The 21,862-nt window shown below is 63.5% G+C and carries 26 protein-coding genes and 1 pseudogene; 17 read left to right on the top strand and 10 right to left on the bottom strand.

Translation table 11 applies throughout. The features are described 5' to 3' along the window. Positions 1–62 precede the first annotated feature (62 nt). Positions 63–704, top strand: coding sequence for an FMN-binding negative transcriptional regulator (locus AC0L3B_RS16005; protein WP_018454528.1), 642 nt, complete (start codon positions 63–65; stop codon positions 702–704). Between the two features lie 49 nt (positions 705–753). Further along, complete coding sequence (pdxY, locus tag AC0L3B_RS16000; protein WP_473380706.1) at positions 754–1,566, top strand: pyridoxal kinase; 813 nt, start codon at positions 754–756, stop codon at positions 1,564–1,566. A gap of 10 nt (positions 1,567–1,576) precedes the next feature. Here the strand turns inward: pdxY and AC0L3B_RS15995 are convergent, their stop codons facing one another. Then, a complete protein-coding gene (locus tag AC0L3B_RS15995; RefSeq protein ID WP_247368626.1) occupies positions 1,577–2,887 on the bottom strand; it encodes a M15 family metallopeptidase domain-containing protein in 1,311 nt (436 codons plus the stop codon). Between the two features lie 327 nt (positions 2,888–3,214). Here AC0L3B_RS15995 and AC0L3B_RS15990 point away from each other — a divergent pair, with 327 nt between their 5' ends. From AC0L3B_RS15990 to AC0L3B_RS15975, 4 genes are all read left to right on the top strand, one after another. Continuing rightward, positions 3,215–3,418: a hypothetical protein gene (locus AC0L3B_RS15990; protein WP_377790516.1), complete on the top strand. Its 204-nt coding sequence runs from the start codon at positions 3,215–3,217 to the stop codon at positions 3,416–3,418. Positions 3,419–3,592: 174 nt separating this feature from the next. Then, on the top strand, positions 3,593–3,847 hold the full coding sequence (locus AC0L3B_RS15985; RefSeq protein ID WP_085353555.1) for a hypothetical protein: 255 nt from the start codon (positions 3,593–3,595) through the stop codon (positions 3,845–3,847). A 247-nt stretch (positions 3,848–4,094) separates the two neighbouring features. After that, positions 4,095–4,241, top strand: a complete 147-nt coding sequence (locus tag AC0L3B_RS15980; protein WP_247368622.1) for a hypothetical protein — start codon at positions 4,095–4,097, stop codon at positions 4,239–4,241. A gap of 90 nt (positions 4,242–4,331) precedes the next feature. After that, positions 4,332–5,252, top strand: a complete 921-nt coding sequence (locus tag AC0L3B_RS15975; protein WP_247368620.1) for a DMT family transporter — start codon at positions 4,332–4,334, stop codon at positions 5,250–5,252. Positions 5,253–5,378: 126 nt separating this feature from the next. On the opposite strand, the gene AC0L3B_RS15970 is transcribed toward AC0L3B_RS15975, so the two are convergent. Then, positions 5,379–5,729 carry a zinc ribbon domain-containing protein YjdM gene (locus tag AC0L3B_RS15970; protein ID WP_473380705.1) on the bottom strand — a complete coding sequence of 117 codons (351 nt, stop codon included), beginning with the start codon at positions 5,727–5,729 and terminating at the stop codon, positions 5,379–5,381. Positions 5,730–5,920: 191 nt separating this feature from the next. On the opposite strand from AC0L3B_RS15970, the pseudogene AC0L3B_RS15965 reads away from it, so the two are divergent. From AC0L3B_RS15965 to AC0L3B_RS15955, 3 genes and pseudogenes are all read left to right on the top strand, one after another. After that, a pseudogene (locus AC0L3B_RS15965) lies at positions 5,921–6,457 on the top strand (helix-turn-helix domain-containing protein). A gap of 220 nt (positions 6,458–6,677) precedes the next feature. Then, positions 6,678–7,337, top strand: a complete 660-nt coding sequence (locus tag AC0L3B_RS15960) for a cell envelope biogenesis protein TolA (RefSeq protein ID WP_473380704.1) — start codon at positions 6,678–6,680, stop codon at positions 7,335–7,337. A 146-nt stretch (positions 7,338–7,483) separates the two neighbouring features. Beyond that, a complete protein-coding gene (locus tag AC0L3B_RS15955) occupies positions 7,484–7,759 on the top strand; it encodes a hypothetical protein (RefSeq protein ID WP_027517656.1) in 276 nt (91 codons plus the stop codon). A 119-nt stretch (positions 7,760–7,878) separates the two neighbouring features. On the opposite strand, the gene AC0L3B_RS15950 is transcribed toward AC0L3B_RS15955, so the two are convergent. Then, on the bottom strand, positions 7,879–8,676 hold the full coding sequence (locus AC0L3B_RS15950) for a transglycosylase SLT domain-containing protein (protein ID WP_026232751.1): 798 nt from the start codon (positions 8,674–8,676) through the stop codon (positions 7,879–7,881). Between the two features lie 205 nt (positions 8,677–8,881). Here AC0L3B_RS15950 and AC0L3B_RS15945 point away from each other — a divergent pair, with 205 nt between their 5' ends. Both AC0L3B_RS15945 and AC0L3B_RS15940 read left to right on the top strand, forming a co-directional pair. Continuing rightward, positions 8,882–9,889, top strand: coding sequence for an acyl-CoA desaturase (locus AC0L3B_RS15945; protein ID WP_018454517.1), 1,008 nt, complete (start codon positions 8,882–8,884; stop codon positions 9,887–9,889). Between the two features lie 124 nt (positions 9,890–10,013). Continuing rightward, complete coding sequence (locus AC0L3B_RS15940) at positions 10,014–10,484, top strand: SMI1/KNR4 family protein (RefSeq protein WP_473380703.1); 471 nt, start codon at positions 10,014–10,016, stop codon at positions 10,482–10,484. A 125-nt stretch (positions 10,485–10,609) separates the two neighbouring features. Here AC0L3B_RS15940 and AC0L3B_RS15935 read toward each other — a convergent pair whose 3' ends face one another. Then, entirely contained in the window at positions 10,610–11,344 is a 735-nt protein-coding gene (locus AC0L3B_RS15935) for a DUF1236 domain-containing protein (RefSeq protein ID WP_473380702.1), read from the bottom strand. Positions 11,345–11,718: 374 nt separating this feature from the next. On the opposite strand from AC0L3B_RS15935, the gene AC0L3B_RS15930 reads away from it, so the two are divergent. The 3 genes from AC0L3B_RS15930 (at position 11,719) to AC0L3B_RS15920 (ending at position 12,518) form a co-directional block, all read left to right on the top strand. Next, positions 11,719–11,916: a hypothetical protein gene (locus AC0L3B_RS15930; protein WP_018454514.1), complete on the top strand. Its 198-nt coding sequence runs from the start codon at positions 11,719–11,721 to the stop codon at positions 11,914–11,916. Further along, positions 11,913–12,218 carry a GlsB/YeaQ/YmgE family stress response membrane protein gene (locus tag AC0L3B_RS15925; RefSeq protein ID WP_473380701.1) on the top strand — a complete coding sequence of 102 codons (306 nt, stop codon included), beginning with the start codon at positions 11,913–11,915 and terminating at the stop codon, positions 12,216–12,218. The genes AC0L3B_RS15930 and AC0L3B_RS15925 overlap by 4 nt, the downstream gene beginning before the upstream one ends. A gap of 81 nt (positions 12,219–12,299) precedes the next feature. Next, positions 12,300–12,518 carry a hypothetical protein gene (locus AC0L3B_RS15920; protein WP_007609614.1) on the top strand — a complete coding sequence of 73 codons (219 nt, stop codon included), beginning with the start codon at positions 12,300–12,302 and terminating at the stop codon, positions 12,516–12,518. A 429-nt stretch (positions 12,519–12,947) separates the two neighbouring features. Here AC0L3B_RS15920 and AC0L3B_RS15915 read toward each other — a convergent pair whose 3' ends face one another. Further along, positions 12,948–13,979 carry a hypothetical protein gene (locus tag AC0L3B_RS15915; RefSeq protein ID WP_473380726.1) on the bottom strand — a complete coding sequence of 344 codons (1,032 nt, stop codon included), beginning with the start codon at positions 13,977–13,979 and terminating at the stop codon, positions 12,948–12,950. Positions 13,980–14,202: 223 nt separating this feature from the next. Here AC0L3B_RS15915 and AC0L3B_RS15910 point away from each other — a divergent pair, with 223 nt between their 5' ends. The 3 genes from AC0L3B_RS15910 (at position 14,203) to AC0L3B_RS15900 (ending at position 15,997) form a co-directional block, all read left to right on the top strand. Next, positions 14,203–14,499: an HdeA/HdeB family chaperone gene (locus AC0L3B_RS15910; RefSeq protein ID WP_245313402.1), complete on the top strand. Its 297-nt coding sequence runs from the start codon at positions 14,203–14,205 to the stop codon at positions 14,497–14,499. Positions 14,500–14,834: 335 nt separating this feature from the next. Next, on the top strand, positions 14,835–15,125 hold the full coding sequence (locus AC0L3B_RS15905) for a hypothetical protein (protein ID WP_085353546.1): 291 nt from the start codon (positions 14,835–14,837) through the stop codon (positions 15,123–15,125). 365 nt (positions 15,126–15,490) lie between these two features. Beyond that, positions 15,491–15,997 carry a hypothetical protein gene (locus AC0L3B_RS15900; RefSeq protein WP_026232748.1) on the top strand — a complete coding sequence of 169 codons (507 nt, stop codon included), beginning with the start codon at positions 15,491–15,493 and terminating at the stop codon, positions 15,995–15,997. A gap of 142 nt (positions 15,998–16,139) precedes the next feature. Here AC0L3B_RS15900 and AC0L3B_RS15895 read toward each other — a convergent pair whose 3' ends face one another. The 5 genes from AC0L3B_RS15895 to AC0L3B_RS15875 form a co-directional block, all read right to left on the bottom strand. After that, positions 16,140–16,655 (bottom strand): ParB N-terminal domain-containing protein, encoded by a 516-nt coding sequence (locus AC0L3B_RS15895; protein ID WP_473380700.1) that lies wholly within the window; start codon positions 16,653–16,655, stop codon positions 16,140–16,142. Between the two features lie 291 nt (positions 16,656–16,946). Continuing rightward, complete coding sequence (locus tag AC0L3B_RS15890; RefSeq protein ID WP_085353543.1) at positions 16,947–17,195, bottom strand: DUF2442 domain-containing protein; 249 nt, start codon at positions 17,193–17,195, stop codon at positions 16,947–16,949. Beyond that, positions 17,192–17,284 (bottom strand): hypothetical protein, encoded by a 93-nt coding sequence (locus AC0L3B_RS15885; RefSeq protein ID WP_473380725.1) that lies wholly within the window; start codon positions 17,282–17,284, stop codon positions 17,192–17,194. Before AC0L3B_RS15885 ends, AC0L3B_RS15890 begins: the two co-directional genes overlap by 4 nt. Before the next feature lie 159 nt (positions 17,285–17,443). Continuing rightward, on the bottom strand, positions 17,444–21,208 hold the full coding sequence (locus AC0L3B_RS15880; protein ID WP_473380699.1) for a vitamin B12-dependent ribonucleotide reductase: 3,765 nt from the start codon (positions 21,206–21,208) through the stop codon (positions 17,444–17,446). Positions 21,209–21,269: 61 nt separating this feature from the next. Further along, positions 21,270–21,458, bottom strand: coding sequence for a hypothetical protein (locus tag AC0L3B_RS15875; RefSeq protein WP_231188561.1), 189 nt, complete (start codon positions 21,456–21,458; stop codon positions 21,270–21,272). Between the last annotated feature and the right edge of the window lie 404 nt (positions 21,459–21,862).

Genomic DNA, 21,862 nt, shown 5'->3' with positions numbered 1-21,862 from the left:
GACTTGACTGGATCATGAGTTAGCCTCGGTTTGTCCTTCAGCCAGTCAACGAGCGCCCCGCCATGCATGTCCTCCGCCCCCAATTCCGCATCGAGGAGCAGCAAGCGCTGGAATTCGCAAGCCAGCGCGGCTTCGGCACGATCGTCGCGGCGGATGAGCGCGGTCCACGCGCCTCGCATGTGCCCTTCGTGCTGGAGCAGCGCGACGGGCACACGATCGTGCAAATCCATTTCACCGCCAGGAATCCGCTCGTCCCGCTCGCGGATGGTGCGGGGCGCTTTCTGCTGATCGTTGCCGGCGACGACGCCTACATCTCCAATGACTGGTATTCTTCGCGCGACAACGTCTCGACCTGGCTTTACGAGGCCGTGCACCTGTCGGGCGTAGCGCATCTGCGCGGGCTCGACGAGAACCGCAGGCACGGCGATGCACTACTCGCGGTCTCGGAAGCGCGCTTGCCAAAAAAAACTTGGGACCTCGCACAGATGGAGCCCGGCAAGCGCGAGAGCATGCTGGCTGCGATCCGCGTCGTCGATCTCGTGGTGGATACCGTCGAGGGGCAGGCCAAGCTCAATCAGCACAAGAGCGATGTGGACCACGTCGCGGTCGCCGGCCGGCTTGCGCGGTCGGAGGAGAGCGGGCATCGGCGGCTGGCGCGGAAGATGCAAGCGCTGCGGCCGGGACTTGGATATGAGTTTTCGTGATCCGGGCGACCCTTCTCTCGCTAGACAATTACTCCTACGGACCTCCCTCATGCTCGTCATCTCCATTCAAAGCCAGGTGGTCCACGGCCATGTCGGCAACAGCGCCGCCGCCTATGCGATGCAGGCGGAAGGGGTGAATGTCGCGGCCGTGCCGACAACGCTGCTGTCGAACCATCCGCGCTATCCGACCTTGCGCGGGCGGGTGCTGGAGACAGAGCTCGTTTCAGATCTGCTGAGAGGCGTCGAAGAGCGCGATCTCGTCGACGAGGCTGCGGTCCTCGTTACCGGCTATCTCGGTTCGCCCAGCAATGCCGCTGTCATTGCCGATTTCGTCGAGCGGGCGCTGACCCGCAATTCGAAGCTGGTCTATCTCTGCGACCCCGTGATCGGCGATGACGGCCGGGTTTATGTCGCCGACGGCATCCTGGACGTGGTCCGGCACCGGCTGCTGCCCGCCGCCAATCTGACCACGCCGAACCAGTTCGAGCTCGGGCTGCTCGCAGGCCTCGACATCGCGGATGCGCAGGGCCTGCGCGCGGCGTGCGCGGCGCTGGCCGGGACTGGGCGCATCGACGTGGTCGCCACCGGTTGCACGCTCACTGATACGGCGGAAGGGCAGGTGGAAACGATTCTGTGCGCCGGCGGTCAGTTGGCGCGCTTTGCGACGCCGCGCCTTCCGATCCGCCCCTCAGGCACCGGCGATCTTCTCACCGGCCTGATCGCGGCGCATCTGGCCAAGGGCACAGCGACCGAGGCGGCGGTGCGGCTCGCAGTCGAAACCATCTATGCGGTGCTGGTGCGCACGCAGGAAGCAGGCACCGCGGAGATGCGGCTTGTGCCGTTGCCGACGCCGCGACGATAAGCCGTCAAACTCAGGTCGCGCGCTTCGTGGCTGATTGCGCTGATTTCTGCGGCTTCGCGGGGACCTTCTGCTCGCGCGTCGCCTGTGCCTTCGCCTTCGGCGGCTTTGCGCTTGCCACGGCCCGCGCTTTTCTCGGCTTGACGTTGGCTTCCTTGCGGTCCGACGTGCCTCGGCGCGAGACGTATTCCGTACCATCGACCGGGCCGACATGCGGGGGATCGCGGCCGAGATAGGGGCGGCCGATGCCGAGCGCCTTGCCATTGGCGTCGACCCACTTCCACAGCACCTCGGTCGAGACCCAGCGCTGCGCGCGGTTGTCGCCCTTGGTGCTGACGATGTCGGCCGCCATGCCGTGCCCGTAGCCGCCGCGCGTGCTGCCGCCGTGATAGGAACGGTCGGAGGCGGCCTTCAGGCCACTCGCGATCGACTGGCGATAGTCGTCGCGGAACGCGCTGGTGATGCCCGGCGAAAGCCCGGCAGCCTCAGCCGCGAGCAGTGTGCGAAACAGCTTTTTCTTGAAACTCTTGTCCATGCCGCCGATGACGTAGTCCATCATCGACATGCCGGCGCGGTCGGCCGCCTTCGGATCCTTCCAGCCAAAGTCCTCGTCAACCAGCTTCGTGAAGCTGCGCATCACTGTGACCATCTTGCCCTTGCGCTTGACGGTGACGGCCCGGCGATCTGTGACCTTGATCGAGTCTTCCTTGGCCGTGCGCTGGTAGAGCGCCCAGAGATAGCGGTCGATGCAGGCTTCCATCACGTAGCATTCGTCGAGTACCGCGGTCGTGTCCGCAGACGGCGAGGCCTTGCTCGCCACGGGCGCGGGGCCGGTCGCGATTGTCGCGGGCGACAGCGCCTCCGTCGTCACGATCTCAGTGGGATCGGCGGATGCGAGCTTTATCACGGGCTCCGACGCCGGAGCCGGAGCAACCTCACTGGCGACTGGTGTCGGGTCAGGCGAAATCTGCGGCGCGAGCGGCGCTTCGGTCGGCAAGATCAGCACTGGGTCCGCCGAGGCGAGCCTGATAGCCGGAGCTGGCGCCTCGGGCGCTGCCGCTTCAGCATTGACCAATTCTGGTGTCGCAGCGACAGCGGCCGCGATATCGGAGGTCAGGGCGACGCCGTCCTCGATGGCCGCAGCGTGCGGGATGTCGGCGAGGTCAAGTCGGCTGAGATCCTTCGCGCGCGAGACGGCGGAAGCATTGGCGCCGCTGTTCTCGATGAGGGCCGGGGCATAGGCGGACAGAGAGAGCGCCAGCCAGCCGGCGAGAACCGCCGAGGGGCAGGAGACCGCCACCAGAAGAGACCGCCGATCATTCATGATCCCTGCCTCCAAACGGTTCTGTTGAACCTCGTCTTCTCCGAACAGTCTGACCAGACAGTCTTGGCCAAACAGTCTTGCACGAAAAGGCACGCCGCGCGTCGATTGTTCGGAGGACGGTGTGGCGACGCAAGGGCGCAGTTCGGCGAAAGCGGGCTTTTCGAGCAGGTGTTGCGCGGCGGCAACGCGGGTTCCATCACGGTTCCACGCGCGCTTGCTCGCCAGCGTTGTACGAAATTCGATAAAGGCGAATATTGGCACGGACGCCGTGACGGTGTTTCGCAGGCACGTTGGGCAACCTTGTCACGGCCAGTGCGTTAGGCGCGCATGACGCATTCCTCGCTTCGTCCGATGGACGCCTTCGATCCCACCGAGCCCGCCATCCTGCACGACCAGCTCTCCGATACGATCATCACCTGGACCGCTGAGCAGGCCGACGATTTCAGGCGTTCCAGCCAGCCGGGCCAGGACGGAACCGTGATCTGGAAGGCCTACGTTTTCGACGGCTGGGGCCACGTGCTCGGCGGCTGACCGCCGCTCATTAGAGTGTCATTTCGCGCCGGGGCGGTGATTTTGCCAAGACATTGCGCGCATTAAACATATTGCCATGCACCCGGCGCGTTGTTGCGTTGCAGCAGCGCATGTCGCAATGCAGCAAAATGCGCTTAAATGTGCTCCGAATCTTCCACTGAAGGAGCATCACCCATGAACAAGAAGACTCTGTCGATCGCCGCCGCCATCCTGACGATCGCGGGCAGCACCGCGGCTTTCGCCGCCGAACTGCCGACTTATGAGGCGAACGGCTTTCCGGTCTCCCCGATGCAGGTGCGCGTGCTCGGTGCCGCGCATGTCGAGCAGCAGGCCTCGGCGCCCACTACTGTCGCTTCGGTCCACCAGGCCCGCGTTCTGTCGCCGCGCCAGGTGAAGACGGCTGACGTCACGACGGGCAGCGCCCGCTGATCTGGGGACGCCACAAGCCAACGTCAAGCCAATGTGATGCAGGCTCGCTTTCTCCGAGTCTGCCCGGACCGCGTTCCCTTTCGGGAGCGCGGTCTTTTTTTGGCGCAGCGAGTCATGATCACGTGCCGGTTGTGTACGGCCGTTCAAAGCGAGTGTGATCTCTTTGATCGTTGCTTTCTGAATCGCGGCGCTTGATGCGGGCGCCGCATATTGAGCAGCCAAGAATCATTTTCATAATGGAGTAGTCATGCCCGTTGCACAGAAAGCCGTTGTTGCAAGCGTCTCGCCCCGCGCGTTCATTCTCAAGCATCTCGCCTTGTTCGCAGCCGCCGCGCTGTTCGTGTTCGTGCTCAGCCTGACGTATGGGCTCGATCTCAGCACGGGATTTTTTTGAGCGAAGGCGCGCTGGCGTCTCTCGCTTGCGTGCCAGCCTTGCAGGCACATGGGTTGAGCGACGGCCTCTGTCGGCGTACCGCTTTGTCCCATGGATCAGCGGACGAGCGGCGCCGACGCTCTCATTCGGAAGAACGATCAGGCGCCGGCGCTTGTCGGCGTGCTCTGCGGGCTTGCGGCGGCGCTGTTCTGGGCGCTCGGCTTTGCCGGCACGCGGCACGGCCTCAAGCTCGGCTTCACGCCGGTCGATCTGCTCGTGCATCGCTATGTCTGGTCCGGCATCGCGTTCCTGCCGCTGGTGATACGCGGCGGAATCTCCGATCTCTGCGGCATCGGCTGGGGCAGGGGCCTTGCGCTGATGGTGCTCGGCGGCCCGGTGATGTCGCTGATCTCCTACACTGGCTTTCTGTTCGTGCCGCTCGGCCATGGCAGCGTGATCCAGCCCTCCTGCGCGACGCTTGGCGGCCTGCTGCTCGCGGCCTTGTTCCTGAAAGAGCATGTCTCCTGGTCGCGCATCGCCGGCGCTGTCGTCATCGTCGGCGGGCTCGGCGTGATCGGCGCGGAATCTATCGGTCATATCGGCGTTGACGGCGTGCTCGGCGATCTGACCTTCGTGCTGACCGGGTTGATGTTCGCGGGTTTCGGCGCGCTGGTGCGCCACTGGCGGGTCTCCGCCGTGTCGGCTGCGCTCGTCATCAACGTGCTGTCGCTGCTGTTGCTGCCGATCTACCTCATGACCGGCGGACTCGCGCGGATCGCGGCGATCGGTGTCGGTGAGAACGCCATCCAGGCGCTGGCACAGGGCGTGCTTGCAGGCCCGGCTGCGCTTTATCTGTTCGCCGTCTCGGTCCAACGCCTCGGCGTCGCCCGCGCCGCCGTTGTCCCCGCCTGCGTGCCCGCGCTGACGGTGCTCACCGGTTGGCTCCTGCTCGGCGAGCCGCCGACACTATTGCAGACGGCGGGATTGGTGACGGTGCTGTGCGGATTCTATCTGGCGCAGAGACAGCGATAGATCGCAGCCTCCAGACGGCGCTTACCATTCGATGGTGGTAAACTTGACGCCGCGGCAGGTCAGCTCCCGCCCCAGCCGTTCGGCGCGCTCGCTGGCGGATTTGCCCTGGCGAGTCCGGGGCCTCGGCTACGCCTTCCTCACGAACTCCGATTTCAGGTTCATCGCGCCGATGCCGTCGATCTTGCAGGCGATGTTGTGGCCGTCGGTGGCGTCCTGCAGGCGGATGTTGCGGACCTTGGTGCCACCCTTGACCACGGAGGAGGAGCCCTTGACCTTGAGATCCTTCATCACGATGACGCTGTCGCCGTCGGCGAGCGCATTGCTGTTGGCATCGCGCACGCCGGCCTCTTGCGCGGCGTCCGCGACGGCCTCTGCCGTGCCGCTCCATTCATGGCCGCATTCCGGGCAGACCCAGAGGCCGCGATCCTGATAGGCGTGCTCGGAGTTGCAGGTCGGGCATTTCATCGCGTCGGTCATTATTCGCCTCGTCGCCCGTCACGGGCGCGCCGCACGCTGTCCGCCGGATAAAGGTGGATTGGGAGCAAATCCTTTACCATGGCTTTCAGTCCTGGTCGAACCCTTGGAAATTTAGGAGTTCAGGAAAAACTCTGCGGTATCGAGGTCCGGAATTTGCGGCTGCGACGTCGCCGCGCAAGGAGCGTCCCGTCATGAGCGAGCATCGCGCCGCCGTCAGACATCACATTTTGCGGACCGGCATTGTCGAGTTCGACAACGGCACCGGCAAGGTCATCAGCGCGCCCTGCACGATCCGCGATGTCTCCGGCACCGGCGCGCGCCTCGGCCTCAACGCCTCGCTCTGAGTCGCCGAGCAGTTCACGCTGGTCTTCAGCAGCGGACTGCGCAAGGACTGCCGGGTCGCCTGGCGCAAGGGGAGGCTGATCGGCAGCGCGTTCGCGGACGGCTATGCCAGCGCCGACGAGCAGGCCGTGATGATGACCGCGGACGAGCAGTCCCGGCACCGGCTCGGGATCGGTGCGCGCGTGAGAAGCGCGCGCGAGAGGCGCGGCTACACGCAAACGCAGCTCGCAGAGCTGATCGGCGCCACGCCGGTCTTCGTGTCGCTCGCCGAGCAGGGTGAGGCGGACATTCCGCTCTACCAGCTCATGCACATCGCCGATCTCCTGATGGTCGGCCTCGACGGGCTCGTCGCGGGGGCGGCGCCTGAGGATGTCGACGCAGCGTAGGTGGCGAGCCGTCAAAACAAAAACGTCGAAAACAACCCCATGCACAGTAGAAATCTCAAGGGATTTCAGTGTGTTGGAAATCCGAAAACGTTGGTATTGGGCCTCCGCGCCCGTATCGACTTCGGCGATACCGAATCGAATTTGACTCGTCGGGCAAAACAGGGGCAGTATGGCATGATGGCGCCGCTGGAAGCTGGTGGCTTGCCAGCTGCGGAGCGACATGCCGAAAAAAGAAAAACCAAAAAGAAAACTCAAGACCTACCAGACCTCGCTCGGTTTCTACGACCAGGCGATCGCCGCGCCCTCGATGAAGGCAGCACTGGACGCCTGGGGCGCCAGGTCCAATCTGTTCCATCAGGGCGCCGCGAAGGAGACCGACGACCCCGACATCGTCGCGGCAACGATGGAGAAGCCGGGCGTGGTGCTCCGGCGCCCGGTCGGATCGGACGGCCCGTTCACCGAGCATTCCGAGTTGCCAACCGATCTCGCTGACGACGAGGCGAGGCCGAACCGCAAAGCCAAGCCCAAAGCGAAGTCCAAGCCGAGAAAGCTTCCGGCGAAGGCTGCAAAGCAACCATCCCGCAAGGTCGACGATCAACAGGCGCGCAAGGCCGCCGCGGCGTTCGAGAAGGAAGAGCGGCGGCGGGAAGCCGAGCGCCGCAAGGAGGAGGCCGCTCGCGCCAAGGAGCGCGCGCGCCGCGACAAGGCAGTCGCGAACGCGCAGGCGGCGCTGGACGACGCGAGGCGGCAGCACGAATCGCGGGCGGAGGCGATCGAAGCTGAGCGCGCGGCGCTCGAGGAGCGTGCCGAGACGGAGCAGAGCCGGTGGGACAAGCAGAGGATGAAGCTGACGGAGGCGGTGCGGCGCGCGCGGGAGTAGGGGCCGCGGTCGACAGTCTGGATTGCTCCGCTCCGCTCGCAATGACGGCGGGGCGGCCGGCATCGGTCATTCCGGCAAAGCTTGATCGCAAATTCGCTTGCCTTGCTTGACGTCCTTTTGCACTCTTGGGGGAAGGAGACCAACGCATGAAGATCATGACTGTCGCGTGTGCGCTCGGAACCGCCCTGGTGCTGTGCAATCTCGGGATATCGGATGCCGAAGCCCGGGCGCGGAAGGCGCGAGTGGTGGATGAACAACGGCTGAGGGTGGATGTCCCCGTGCTCCGGCCGACGCCGTGGGATTACAATATCGTTCCACGCTATCGTTATCGCCCGGAAGACGACCGGGTCGATCCCTACGGCCCGCCCTTGGTATCGTCATATGTCCGCTACGAGGGATGGCGCTGGCCGTACTGGTGGTGAAGGCCACCGACGGACGCGGAATTGATTGGCTCCTGTAGCCCGGATGAGCGAAGCGATATCCGGGACGTTGCCGCAGCATTCCCGGATGTCGCTTCGCTCATCCGGGCTACGCTCCTTTGCTAGTCGCCGTCCTCCGCGGCGAGCCGCACAAACTGCCGCTTCATCGCGTTGACCCTGGCGACATAGCTCGCGACGAGGTGATCGCCGCAGCGTTCGTCGGCGGCCATTTGAAACTTGCGGCGTGCGAAGGCCGTTGCGGGGCCTGCGCCGCAGAGATGGATGAAGGCGGCGAGATCCTGCCTCTCGCGTGCACTCGCCTTCACATCGCCCGCGCGGGCGAGAACATCGGCGAGATTGCGGTCGAGATACACCGATGCCAGCTCGATGGCGTGGCTCGGAATCGCGCGGCTATAGAGGAAGGTCGAGCCGCAGCCGGCCTCCGTGACCGCGTTGCCACGAACGCAGAACCGCGCGGCGTCAGCAAAGGCTGCGTCCAGCATCTGGAAGAGGCCGACGGCGCTCGATGCGGGCCGATAGATCGCGAGCGGATTGAAGCTCCATCGCCAGCGCCAGTAGGTGCGCGCGAGCGGATTGCCCGATGTCTCGACCTGCGCCAGCGCGGCCAGCAATTCCGGCGTGATCGTCGCGGTGGAATGCTTGCGGAACAGCGGCCCGTATTGCCGCCACGTGTCCGATGGCTCCTTGTCGAGCGCATGGCCGACTAGGACGAACAGCTCGGTCGGCTTGCGCACCGTTTGATAGGCGATGTTCACGAGGACGAGGACCGCAAGCAGCATCGCCGCGCCGCCCGCGATCCGAACCATCCGCGGTGCGCGGGCGAAGGTCTTTCGCATCGATCGCGCGCTACGCCGGAGCTTGCGAAGGCGAGGGAGGGGGCGCTTGCTTTGTCCTGGCATCGGTCTTCTGGGAGTGCATTGCGGAGGCTTTGTACCTGGTTAACGCTGTCACCAGGCCTTGAAATCCGGCTTCTTTTTCCTCTGGTCGCCTGTTTTCAAGTCGCCGCTCCGTACTCCCACGGCAGCTCGAATCCTTGATGGAAATAACCCGAGGTTGTACTGTGCGCCGCAGCAGGGTTAATTTTGTGGGAATGGATCGGCTGGAATGACCGTAATCGAAAGCGTGGTGCCAGCGGAAGCTGCGGAGCGGAAAATGCCGCCGGGCGTACTGGTCGAAGGTCCCGTGGTCGACGCCAAGTTTCGCGATTCCTACATCTCCTTCGTCATCATGATCGGTGGGTCGATCGCGGCGCTGGTCTGGGCCTTCTGGCAAGGCATCGGCTGGGTGGAGGTTTCGGTCTTCGCCGGCACGTTCGCGCTGTCCACGGTCGGCATCGGCTTCATGCACCGCTACTTCGTGCACCGCAGCTTCCGCTGCGGTCCGGTGATGCGGACGCTGTTCGCGGCCATCGCCACCATGGCGGTGCAGGGCTCGATCCTGAAATGGGTGAGCAATCATCGCCGGCATCATCTTCACTCCGACAAGCCCGGCGACGTCCACAGCCCTTACTATGACGGCGACGGCAACCCCTATGTCACCTTCGCCAAGGGGATGATGCATGCGCAAGGCGGCTGGGTGTGGGACCAGGCCACCACGGATGCCGAATACTACGCCAAGGATATCCTGGCCGATCCGATCGCCATGTTCTTCACCAGGACGCGCTGGTACTGGTACGCGCTCTCGGCAGTGATTATTCCGGGCGCGATCGGCTACGCGTTTGGCGGCGTGCACACGATGACCGGCTGCATCCTGTTCTCCGGCCTGTTCCGCAGCTACCTCATGACCATGGCGACATCACTGGTCAACTCGGTCTGCCACAGCGACGGCCGCTACGGCTACCGCCGCTTCGATCTCGACGACGGCACCACCAACGAGTTCGTGACCACGATCCTCACTTTCGGTGAAGGCCTGCACAACAACCATCACCGGTTTCCGCGCGACGCCTACATTTCGCACGCCTGGTACGAGATCGACATCAACGGCCTGATCATTTTGGGACTCGGCAAGCTCGGATTGGTGCAGGACATTTTCTCTGCCGGAAGCCGGACGCTTCGCTCGGGAGATCCGGACGGCGGAAAGCGTCCAGTGGCAGATACCGAAGCGATGGTCTGAAGCCTACGGGCTCAGTACTCCACCACGCCAAGGGATTCGGCCACACCAAATCGGCGGCGTGGTGAGGCGGTTGGCTCACTGGCGCGGGCGCTTTGATGACCCACGGGACACAAAGTTTAGGCCGATGAACTATCTGGATCTCATGGACGACCGACGGCCACCGGCGCCCCCCACCGCCATCCGCGCGCTGGAGCAACACATCGGTGCGCCGTTGCCCGCGCCCTACAAGGAGTTGCTGGCGCAATCGGACGGCGGCGGCTTCGACCGCTGCGGCGTCGAACTGCCTTGGCGCAACGACCGCACCGTTTTGGACGTGCTGTTCACGACGCATCCGACCGACAGCTACGGCGTCATCGACAATTACGATGTGTATCGGAGCATGAATCGAATCCCCCGACTGAGCTGCCCCTTCGCTCCCGATCCCGGCGGCGACCTGTTCCTGCTGAGTCTGGAGGAGGACAGTTATGGCCAGGTCTTCTACTGGGATCACGAGCATGAACCGGTGGACGGTGGCGACATGTTCGCCGATTTCCCGAACACAAACGAACTCGCGCCCGATCTTGAAACCTTCATTCTCGGCTTGGGAGAGGGGTGAATGGATATGCAGCCGTTCGGGCGGATTGAGCCCTTGCGAAACCCATCATGATCGCGTGGGGCCGAACGACAAAAGGGCGGCCATAAGCCGCCCTTTCGGTTTGCGCGTCATCCGTCGGATTTCGCTTAGCCCTCGATGATATAGACGATCTCGTGGGTGTGCGGACGAAGAATGACGTACCTGCCGTGCACCAGAATGAACTCGTATCCGCGCCACTCCGGATAGATTTCGACGATGCGGCTCGGGATCGCATGATAACGAACGCCTGCCGGGACGGTGGTGCCGATCGAGATGTTGAAGTTCACGTTGGTGACTTCCTCGACCTTCTCCTGCTTGATGGCCGAAGTGATCTGGGTACGCTTTTCGGCGGGAGGCGCCGCGACCGCCGTGGTAGCGGCATTGCCGGTCGTCTTGCCCTCGGGCGCCGAAGGCTTGCTCTCGGCGGTCGGGGTCTTCACGTCCTTCGACGTGGTGGCCGAATCGGGCGCCTTGGTCATCCCATTCGCCTTCATCTCGCCGGGCGTCTTGCTGTCGGCAGTCGGCTTCGAAGTGGTGGCCGGGGCCATTGTTTCCGTGGTCTTCGCCTTGCCATCGGCTTTGACGTCGCCGGAGTGCTTTGCGTCAGGCGCGCCCTGTGCGTGCTGCGGCGTTGCCGCTGCCGGCGAGCCGTGCGGTGCCGCGGTGGAGGCGTCCTTTGCTGTGGGCGCATTCATCGGTGCCGCGGTTTCGGCTTTCGGCGAAACGGCAGCGGGGGACTCCGCACCCTTGGCGCCGCCCTGATTGACGCCTTGAGCCATTGCAGTGCCGGTCGCAGCGAACAACGCCACAACGGCGACGGAAGCCAGCAAAGTATGTTTCATCTGATCTCTTTCAATTCATTTGAATATGATGCCGACGAACGTCAGCCATGGGAACGAACGGTCTCGACGGGCTGCAGTTCCGATTCTATTTCTGGTTTAACGACGATTGATGCCTCGACATCCGAACAAGCTGCAAAATAGATGAGTCGGCGATAACAAGAGCTTTGCATCCCGCGTTGGCTTGGACGCGACCAATGAATTTCAAACATAAGTTGTGATCGGAAGGAACTCTTGCTCGATGGGGCTGTTGTGTCAGTGATCCCCGAGCGTTGCGAGATCGAACCTCCGATCCTCGCCTGAGTTAAAGACCGCAGTCGCGTTGTGAGTGCGACTCGGCGCGAAGCGTCCTCCGTGCGTATCAACCGGAAACCTTCATGAACAACCCCGATGTTCGCAATGCCATTCAGATCGACCGCGGCTCCAGCCTGGCGATCTCTCATGAAATAGCAGACCGCCTTCGGATCAGGCTTCGGGGTGAGCACGACCCATTACCGCGACATCTGACGGCCCTGGTCGACCGGATTGCGCAGATCAGCAGCCATTCGAACCAAGTGATCGAGGTCACAAAATGAGAATGTCCGGCGAAAGCCTTTTGGTGATCTTGTTTGTCGGTCTCGTCGCCGGCTGGCTGGCGGGCCAGATCGTCCGCGGGACCGGCTTTGGGATCATCGGCGATATCATCATCGGAATCCTGGGCGCGTTTGTCGGCAGCTGGTTGTTGCCTCAGCTCGGCGTGCATTTCGGCAGCGGCATGATCCGCGCGATCGTCAACGCGACCGTAGGCGCGGTCCTGCTGCTCCTCGTCGTCCGGCTGGTGCGCGGTGGTGGTGGATGGGGAAGCAGCTGGCGCGGCAGCTGGGGCCGGCGTTGGTGACCCTTGCTCCGCAGCCGCATCAGGCGCCGGTGAGACGCCCGCGGCAAAGACGCTCGTGATGACCTCCGGATCGGATCCAGCATGTTAGACTTTTCGAATGCATCTTTTACGCCTGAAACCATCGGCATCATGAAAACTGCGCTGGACACGGCGGTGGCGTCACTGCCGGCCCCGGTCAGCTCCGCGCATGTCCGGTCGATCGCGGAAACAATCCTTCGCACAGCGAAGGAGGGCGAGCGAGACCCCGCTGTCCTGGAGCGCATGGCGTTGATGGAGCTTCAGATCTCGCCGCGTGATTGATGCCGGTCCGCGAGCGTGCGTGCCGGCGCAGAAGGGCTCGCGTTCATTGCCGTTCCCTGATGTTTCGATGGAACTCTGGGGCGGCGGAAGCATTCATCTCTGCCGCTATCACGCGGCTCCTGGAGAATCCCCAACATGATACGTCATTTGTTGATCGGCGTTGCCGCGTGCGCAATCGCGGCAATGTCGACATTTTCCGCTTCTGCCATGCCCCGCGTTGCGGCTGAGACGTTGGTCTCTGGCTCCGACAGTCCGGTGATTCTCGCGCGCGGTGGCCATGGACACGGTCACATGGGACGTGGCGGCCGCGGTCATCACTACGGCTGGAGCAGGGGCCGTCATCGCGGTTGGCGCTAGCCGCACCAACGCAACATCCGGGGCCGCCTTCGATTGGCGGCTCCGTAACGTCAGCTCATCCGCCCCGCGGGCTCACCAATCCGGATCCCGATAGTAGGGATCGACCATATAGGGCGGGGGCATCCAGGGCCCTCGCGACGGCCGGGGTCGCCGAGGTGCGGCCGCTTGCACGTGCGGCCGTGCGGGCGCAGCGGTCTCGTTGGTGATCACGCTCCGCGCGGCGGGTTTCGCGGATGCCGATGCGGATGACGTCGTCAGCTCCTTTTGCAGCGCCTGGACCTGTGCGGCGAGGCGCGCATTGGCCGCCGCATCCTTCTCCTGCGCCGCCTTGAGCTGCTGAATGGTGTCGGCCTGCTCGCGCAGCGTCTGCTCGTTGCGGCTTTTCAGTTGCTCGAGCTTTCCGTTCATGCTCGCAAGCTCGCTGGTGATGGTCTTGAGCGATTGCGCGAGATCGGACGACGAGGGGTCGGGAGCCGGGGCGGTAGTTCTTGAAGCGTCGGGTCTTGAAGCGTCGAACCCCGCATTGCTCTCCGTGTCCTTGCCGGCGGGCGGCGCGGGCACCGTGCCGGGCTCATCCGCGGCAGCCAGCTGCACGGCCGGCCGTTGCGCCGGACTTTCAACCGCGGACGCATGCGGAGGCTCAGTCGCGGCCGGCGGAGCCCATCGCGCCATGATCGACTTGGTCATAGACCTGGCCTCATCGCGATATTGCGAAGCGAAGGCGGCACCGAGAATGCCGATCGCCAGCACGAGGCCGACCAGAGCGCGCAGCATGGGCCGGTCTCCCATGAGGCCTTGATTACGAACCCTGCTATCCGGCGCCGGCGCCGCGGCCTTGGGTGTCTTGTCTTCGGGAATCTTGTCCTTGGGAGTCTGGACGGTCTCCGCACCGGCGCTTGCTCGCGAGACCCGCGGGCCTTCGTTGCCGCGTTCCATTCCGGAAACCAGCCGGTCCAGCCGCGCCAGGTCTTGCTCTGCGCTCTTGATCCGGTCGTAGGCCCGCGCCAGCCCGCCGTCGGCGCGCTCTGCCTCCGGCTTGGGGGCGTCAGGCTTGGGCGCGTCTGGCTTGTGGTCGTCAGGTTTGGGGTCGTTCGTCTCGGGCACCGATGCGCTCTCGATCCAGTCGGGCGTCAATGGGAGTGCGGCAGTCTGATCGTCGGAACGATAGGTCTCGCCGTCATCCAACACAACGCGCGTCCGAAGGAGAAATTATGGCGAGGCCTCGGGGTGGGGCGGTCGTGGGGGTATGCAACGGGCGCCCTTGATCTGGATCAAGCATGCGGCGCCCGACCGTCCCCACCGTGCAGACATTCATCGGAAGGAAAACATGGTTCAGACAAGAGCGATCATCCTTGGTGCCTTCGCGGCCCTGCTGTTGGCCGTCCCTGCCAAGGCCCAGGTGCTGGTCGACGTTTCCAAAATCAGCTGCGACCAGTACATCACCCAGCGCATTACCCACATGCAGACCGTGAACGTCTGGCTCGCCGGGTTCTACGCCGGTCGCCGCAACAATCCCGTCGTGGACACGCAAGCGCTGAACAAGAACGGCAACAAGCTCTCGCGCTTCTGCGAGTCGCATCGCGAGATGCCGCTGCTGGAGGCGGTCGAGGCCAATACGAAGTAGGGGCGGGGCCGCCCAGCCTCGGAGTGCGGCAGTCCTATCGCCGGAAGGAGAGGTTGCGCCGCTGTCCCCCCAACGCGCGTGCGAACGAGAAATTATCGCGGGCACGGGGGTGGGGCGTGGCATTGCCGAACCGGCATGCGTCGCGAGCGTCAGGTACATGACCGAAAGCGGTGTGGCTCCCGCTGATGCCCTATGTAGGTAAAGCGTGACACTTTCGCTGTCTCGTTATGAACCCGGCCGCCAGATCGCAAGGGCCCGCATTGTTCTAAATCAACAAACCCGCTCATTAGCGAATTGCGCTGACGCACCGTCCCAATCCAGGAAGGAGAGTGGACATGTCGCGCCGAACCATCGTTTCACTTACCGCATCCGCAATCATTGGCATCGCCTGCATCGTGACTGTTTCGACTGACGCCTTCGCCTATCGAAGAGGCGTCGGGGTTGGTCGGGTTGGTGTTCATCACGGCGGTGTCTATCGCGGTGGCGTCTATCGTGGTGCAGCCGTGCGCCGCGGAGTTGCCGTGGGCGTCGGAGCTGCTGCGGTTGGTGCGGCAGCTTACGGGGCTTACGGAGCCTACGGCGGCTATCGCCGCTGCGGCTACGAACCTTACCCGCCTTGCTACTAGCCGGTCTTTGCGCAGCGGCCAGAGCACCGTCGGTCGGCTGTGCGCGGAGCACCTCTCTCCGAGTGGGGAGAGGTGATCCGAGTTCCGGGCCCGCACACACGCGATCCGAGCTGTGCTCGCTTCACCGTGCGTATTGGCGCGTCTGTTGCTCGACAGGTCGACTTCTAGCGAGGCGCACGTGCCATCTTCGCCGGCCGCGACCAGGAGAGGTTGAACGCCGACAAATCTATCCATGCGTGCAATTGGGCAATCGGGAAAAAGCGGCAAAACTGCGGCTGTCAAGGATACATCAGAGTAGAACGGAGCTTATCCCCGTAATAAACCCGATGCTGTTAAGGGTTCGGGGTGCGTATGGGAGATCAATAATGGCAAATGTCGAACAATTGCGCAGGCGGGACGGAGTAAACTTGGTCCAGCTCGAGGAGGACATTGCATCGATACGCTCGGGAAGCTCTCTTGCTTCCATTGCTCTGCCTGATTACGTCGAGCACACCGCGGGCGTGACGCGCGTCGGCGCGCTCAGTGCAGAGGCGGTCGTTCGGGACTATGAGTCCGCTGCAAAAGAGATCGAGGCCATGGGCACCGAGTTGATCGACGCCGCGCAAAAATGCGAGGCGCTGACTGCCCAGGTCCATGATGCGATCGCCTTCATGCGAGAAACGGCGGCGGAGTATCGTGAAGAGGGTCGGAAGATCTTCAAGCGCATCGAAGAATGCGCGCTGTTCACCGAAGACGTCCGCAAGACATGCGAACAGGTCAAGCGCAGGATGGTCGACGTCTCGCTAGGCTCATCGTCCAACGAGGAGTTCGCACCGCAACAGCCCGAGTTGAGCGGGATCGCCGCCAAGGTGTCGATGAGCGAGATACGGTGAGGCGGGCGTAGATAGCGCGTAGGCTGGGTTGAGCTCTAGGTCGTAGGATGGGTTGAGCCCTTACGAAACCCTTCATCTCTCGCCGATCGAGCGGTGATGGGTATCGCTTCGCTCCACCCATCCTACGAGCTGGAGCCAACAATCAATAGCGACCGCCGTGGCCCTTTTGCTGCGTGATCCAGTCCGACAATGTTTTCGGTGTCGATTTCGCAGTCCGGCCCGGTGATGCCTTCGCATTGTCGCGAACGCCTTTCGTCGGACGGGTGCGCGGCGCTTCCGTTCCGTTGACGCCCTTCCGGCCAGCGATCGATGCCTCCGCGGCTTCCTTCTCCAGGCGCAACTGTTTCAATCGCGCCATCTTGAGGCGCTCTGCCTCGACTTCGGGCCGTTCGGCAAGCTGCGGCTTGTGTTGAGCGACCTCCGCCGGGACGATGACACCGATAATGGTTGTCTCGCCGAGCGCCTTGCAGGCTTCGAGCCGATGCAGTCCCTCGACCAGAACGAGGCGGTCTCCGTCGAGCCGGACGGAAATGGGTTCCTGTTGTCCGATGTCCAGCATACTTTCAGCGATCTCCCCGACGATCTCGGGCTTGATGGCTTTCTTCTGCTTCGTGGGAACGAAGATCTTCTCGATCGGGAAGCTTTCCGGTTTGGGCATAACTTGACTCCGCTTCTACCGGGCGCGCCGGAACCGATGCCGGGGGTGGTCGGAGTTTAGGAGGGAAGGGCTCGACCGCAAAGGTAATTTCGGCAGCGGGGTGTTGATGACTCGTAGGATGGGTTGAGCCCGTGCGAAACCCATGCCTTCTGTGGATTTGGCGGCGATGGGTATCGCTTCGCTCCACCCATCCTACGCTCTGTCGCCGCAATACCGAGCACATGTCGCTCTCGTAGACCTCGGGCTTTGCCCACAGCTTCAGCGCGAGACATCCGCGGGCGGATCGGCCAGTTAGGCGGCGTGTTCCGTGGATCGCGTTACATCGCCGCGTCCCGCGAGAAGGCCGGCAACGGAGATATCTTCGTCGAGCGCTTCCCAGTGCAGGCCGACGCGGCTGAGCTCGACCTGGTTGCGTTCGTCTGGCGTTGCATGGAGCAGGCGCGGAAACCACGCAAGCGGGATCCCGAGTGTCCTTCCATCGGACAGTTCGACCCACATCGTGTGTTCGTCAAAGCGAGCGCTAGTTGCCGAAATGGTCATGCCAGCCCTTCAGAAGAAGCTCGCGCCACGACGCGCAGGATATTCGAAAGTTCCCGCGGATTGAAGCCATAACTGTCGGCTATTGATATGCCAGGCTCAAGCCAAATCTTGGCGTCCCGGCCGCCGCCTTTGACATGAATATGGGCAGCTCGGGTGGCTGCCCCTCGTTTGAGAAGAAGTAGTAACGCAAGCCGCCCTGGCGTAATGCAACTGGCATCAATGCCTCCGGGCGGCTTGCGCCATGGGTATCAGCTACACCCCGTCGTGCTGCCGCAAGTATCGCACTTCATACACGTGCCATTCCGCACCAGCGTGAAGTTGCCGCACTCGCTGCACATCTCGCCCTCATAGCCCTTGGCCTTGGCTTCCGCGCGGCGCTCGGCCTTGCTGGGCACTGCGACTTGCGCGCTGCCGGCCTTGCTCCACTGCAGGGCCTCCAGCTTCTCGGTGGGCGAGAGATCGTGGGCCACTTCCTGCTTCAGCGCGACCGCGCCTTCCAGGACGTCGCCGGCACGGCCTGCGCCGTGCGAGGCGAGCGAGGTCACCTTGCTACCGCCGGCCGGGGCGCTGTCGTTGCCTTGCGCGACTGCGGTCGAGCCGCCGCGCATCACCACGAGGTTGTCGGTGCGGGAGCGGGTGAGGCCGCGCGACACCAGCTTGGAGGCGCGCTGGCCGTGATCGTCCGGCTCCTTGCCTTCCTCGACGCCCTTGCCGAGCACGTCGAACCCGGTCTCGCTGGGATCGACATGGGCGAGGTCGAAACGACTGAGATAGCTCACCGCCAGTTCGCGGAAGACGTAGTCGAGGATCGAGGTCGCGTATTTGATGCTGTCGTTGCCCTGCACGGGGCCCGCCGGCTCGAAGCGGGTGAAGGTGAAGGCGTCGACATATTCGTCGAGCGGCACGCCGTACTGGAGGCCCAGCGACACCGCGATGGCGAAGTTGTTGATGAAGGAGCGCAGGGCCGCGCCTTCCTTGTGCATGTCGATGAAGATCTCGCCGATGCGGCCGTCGTCATACTCGCCGGTGCGCAAATAGACCTTGTGGCCGCCGACGACCGCCTTCTGGGTGTAGCCCTTGCGGCGATCCGGCATCTTCTCGCGCTCGCGCATCACGATGATGCGCTCGACCAGCTTCTCGACGATCTTTTCCGAGACCTGGGCGGTGCGTGCCGCCATCGGCTTGTCGTAGAGGCTCTCGACCGCATCGTCCTCGTCCTCATCGTCGGCGATGAGCTGCGAGTTGAGCGGCTGGCTGAGCTTGGAGCCGTCGCGGTAGAGCGCGTTGGCCTTGAGCGCCAGCTTCCACGACAGCATGTAGGCGGACTTGCAGTCCTCTACCGTCGCGTCGTTCGGCATGTTGATGGTCTTGGAGATCGCACCCGAGATGAAGGGCTGCGCCGCCGACATCATGCGGATGTGGCTCTCGACCGAGAGATAGCGCTTGCCGACCTTGCCGCAAGGGTTGGCGCAGTCGAACACCGGATAGTGCTCGGCCTTGAGGTGCGGAGCACCTTCCACCGTCATCGCGCCGCAGATGTGGACGTTGGCCGCCTCGATCTCGCGTTTGGTGAAGCCGACGGCCTGGAGCAGGTCGAAGCCGGGGGCCGCGATCGCCTCGGCACCAATGCCGAGCTGGTCGCGGATGAAGTCTTCGCCAAAGGTCCATTTGTTGAAGGCGAACTTGATGTCGAAGGCGGTCGGCAGCGCCTTCTCGACCTTGGCGATGGCCTCATCCGTGAAGCCCTTGGCCTTCAGCGTCGAGGCGTTGATGCCGGGCGCGTTGGAGAGCGAGCCGTGGCCGACGGCATAGGCCTCGATCTCCGCGATCTCGCTCTCGCGATAACCGAGCGCACGCAACGCGGCGGGGACCGCGCGGTTGATGATCTTGAAGTAGCCGCCGCCGGCCAGCTTCTTGAACTTCACCAGCGCGAAGTCGGGCTCGATACCGGTGGTATCGCAATCCATGACGAGGCCGATCGTGCCGGTCGGCGCGATCACCGTGGTCTGGGCGTTGCGATAGCCGTGCTTCTCGCCGAGCTCGAGCGCCGCATCCCAGGCGGCTTGCGCATGGGTGACGAGGTCTCCTTGCGGGCACGACACCAGGTCCATCGGCACCGGGTTGACGCTGAGCCCCTCGTAGCCGTTGGACTGGCCATGGGCGGCGCGGCGGTGGTTGCGGATCACGCGCAGCATGTGCGCGGCGTTCTTCTTGTAGCCGGGAAAGGTGCCGAGCTCGGCCGCCATCTCGGCCGAGGTCTTGTAGGTGATGCCGGTCATGATCGCGGTCAGCGCGCCGGCGATGGCGCGGCCTTCCTTGCTGTCATAGGACAGGCCCATGGTCATCAAGAGGCCGCCGATATTGGCGTAGCCGAGGCCGAGCGTGCGGAACTCGTAGGAGAGCTCGGCAATCGACTTCGACGGGAACTGCGCCATCATCACCGAGATTTCGAGCACGATGGTCCAGAGCCGGCAGAGATGCTCGTAGCCTTCCACGTCGAAACGCTTGGAGGGGATGTCGTAGAACGTCAGCAGATTGGCGGAGGCGAGGTTGCACGCCGTGTCGTCCAGGAACATGTATTCCGAGCACGGATTAGAGGCGCGGATGTCGCCGGACGCCTTGCAGGTGTGCCAGTCATTCATGGTGGTGTTGAAGTGCAGGCCCGGGTCGGCCGACGCCCAGGCGGCGTAGCCGATTTTTTCCCAGAGGTCGCGCGCCTTCAGGGTCTTGGTGATCTTCTTGGTGGTGCGTCCGACGAGATTCCAGTCGCCGTCGGTCTCGACCGCGCGCAGGAAGTCGTCCTTCAGCGACACCGAATTGTTGGAGTTCTGCCCCGAAACCGTGAGATAGGCTTCCGAATCCCAGTCGGTGTCATAGACGTCGAACTGGATGTCCTTGTAGCCCTGTTTTGCAAATTGGATGACCCGCTTGATGTAGTTGTCGGGTACGAGGCTGCGGCGCGCCAGCTTGATCTCGCGGCGCAGCGCCGGGTTCTTCTCGGGATCGAAGCAATCGTCGCCCGAGCCTTCGCAATTGACGCAGGCCTTCAGCACCGCCTTGAGGTGCTTCTGGTTGATCTTGGATCCGGTGACGAGAGCGGCGACCTTCTGCTCCTCCTTCACCTTCCAGTCGATATAGGTCTCGATGTCGGGGTGATCGACGTCGACGACGACCATCTTGGCGGCGCGGCGCGTGGTGCCGCCCGACTTGATCGCGCCCGCGGCGCGGTCGCCGATCTTGAGGAAGCTCATCAGGCCGGACGAGCGGCCGCCGCCGGAGAGGCGTTCGCCTTCGCCGCGCAGGCGCGAGAAGTTGGAGCCGGTGCCGGAGCCGTATTTGAACAGGCGCGCTTCGCGGACCCAGAGGTCCATGATGCCGCCCTCGTTGACGAGGTCGTCACCGACGCCCTGGATGAAGCAGGCGTGCGGCTGCGGATGCTCGTAGGAGGATTTCGACCGGGTCAGCTTGCCGGTGAAGGGGTCGACGTAATAATGGCCCTGGCCGGGACCGTCGATGCCGTAGGCCCAGTGCAGACCGGTGTTGAACCATTGCGGCGAGTTCGGCGCGACCATCTGCATGGTCAGCATGTAGCGGAGCTCGTCGTAGAAGGTCTGGGCGTCCTCGTCGGAGGAGAAGTACTTGCCCTTCCAGCCCCAATAGGTCCAGCAGCCGGCGAGACGGTCGAACACCTGCTTGGCCGAGAGCTCGCTGACATAGCGCTCTTTCTCGGGCAGGAGGGCGAGCGCCTCGGTGTCGGGAACGGAGCGCCACAGGAAGGAGGGGACGGACTCTTCCTCGACCTTCTTCAGGCGCGCGGCAACGCCGGCCTTGCGGAAGTACTTCTGGGCGAGGACGTCGGAGGCGACCTGCGACCACGCGGTCGGCACCTCGACATTGTCGAGCTTGAACACGACCGAGCCGTCGGGATTCCTGATCTCCGACGTGGTCAGCCGGAAATCGATGCCGGCGTAAGGTGACTGTCCCGAAGTGGTGTGGCGCCGCTCAATCCGCATGGTCTTGCCCCGTCCTATCTTTGACCGGACCGCCTCCGTTCAGGCGTGCCGGGTCATCATTTCATTTCGCGGTGCTCGAGGCCGCCTGGCCCTTGGCATCGCAGCTCAGCCGGTAGACCCGGCCCGTTTTCTCCCGACGCGATTGCTCGATGCGCGCACCGATCATCCGCCGGCACGTCCAGACCCATCCGCCCCAAAGGGATGAGCCCGACATGCGTTCAACGCCCCACAACGTCACGTCTTCAACCATTGCCATCCGGGCCTGTTTCCAGCCCGTTCAGGCGCCCGAAAAGTCCGCTCTCGCCGGGCAGACAAGCCCGTATCCCGCTGCCCTTGTCTGGCTTGGCGGAGTGCTGTTTTGCAGACCCTTTGGGGGAGTGCCGGCGGGACGCAAACACACTCGCGCCGAACGGATCGAAAACTAGGACTCTCCGTTACGCCCGTCAAGAACTAGTGCGAGTTCCTGAATCAAATACTAAATATGGTGGATTGTGGGGGATAACAGGGGGCAGGCCCGCGCCTGTTGTTGAGCCAAGTATCAGTGAGTCCTCAGGGATTCCCAACCGAAAAAATTTGCATCTTGGGGGCCGCTGAGGCTTCACCCCGCTGTTCACAGGGCAGGTATATTTTTGAATCGCGGGCTTGCCTCGGGGG

The sequence above is a fragment of the Bradyrhizobium sp. Kon56 genome (genome assembly GCF_055807635.1).
Note: the sequence above shows the minus strand (reverse complement) of the source record. Positions and strands in the feature narration are given on the sequence as shown.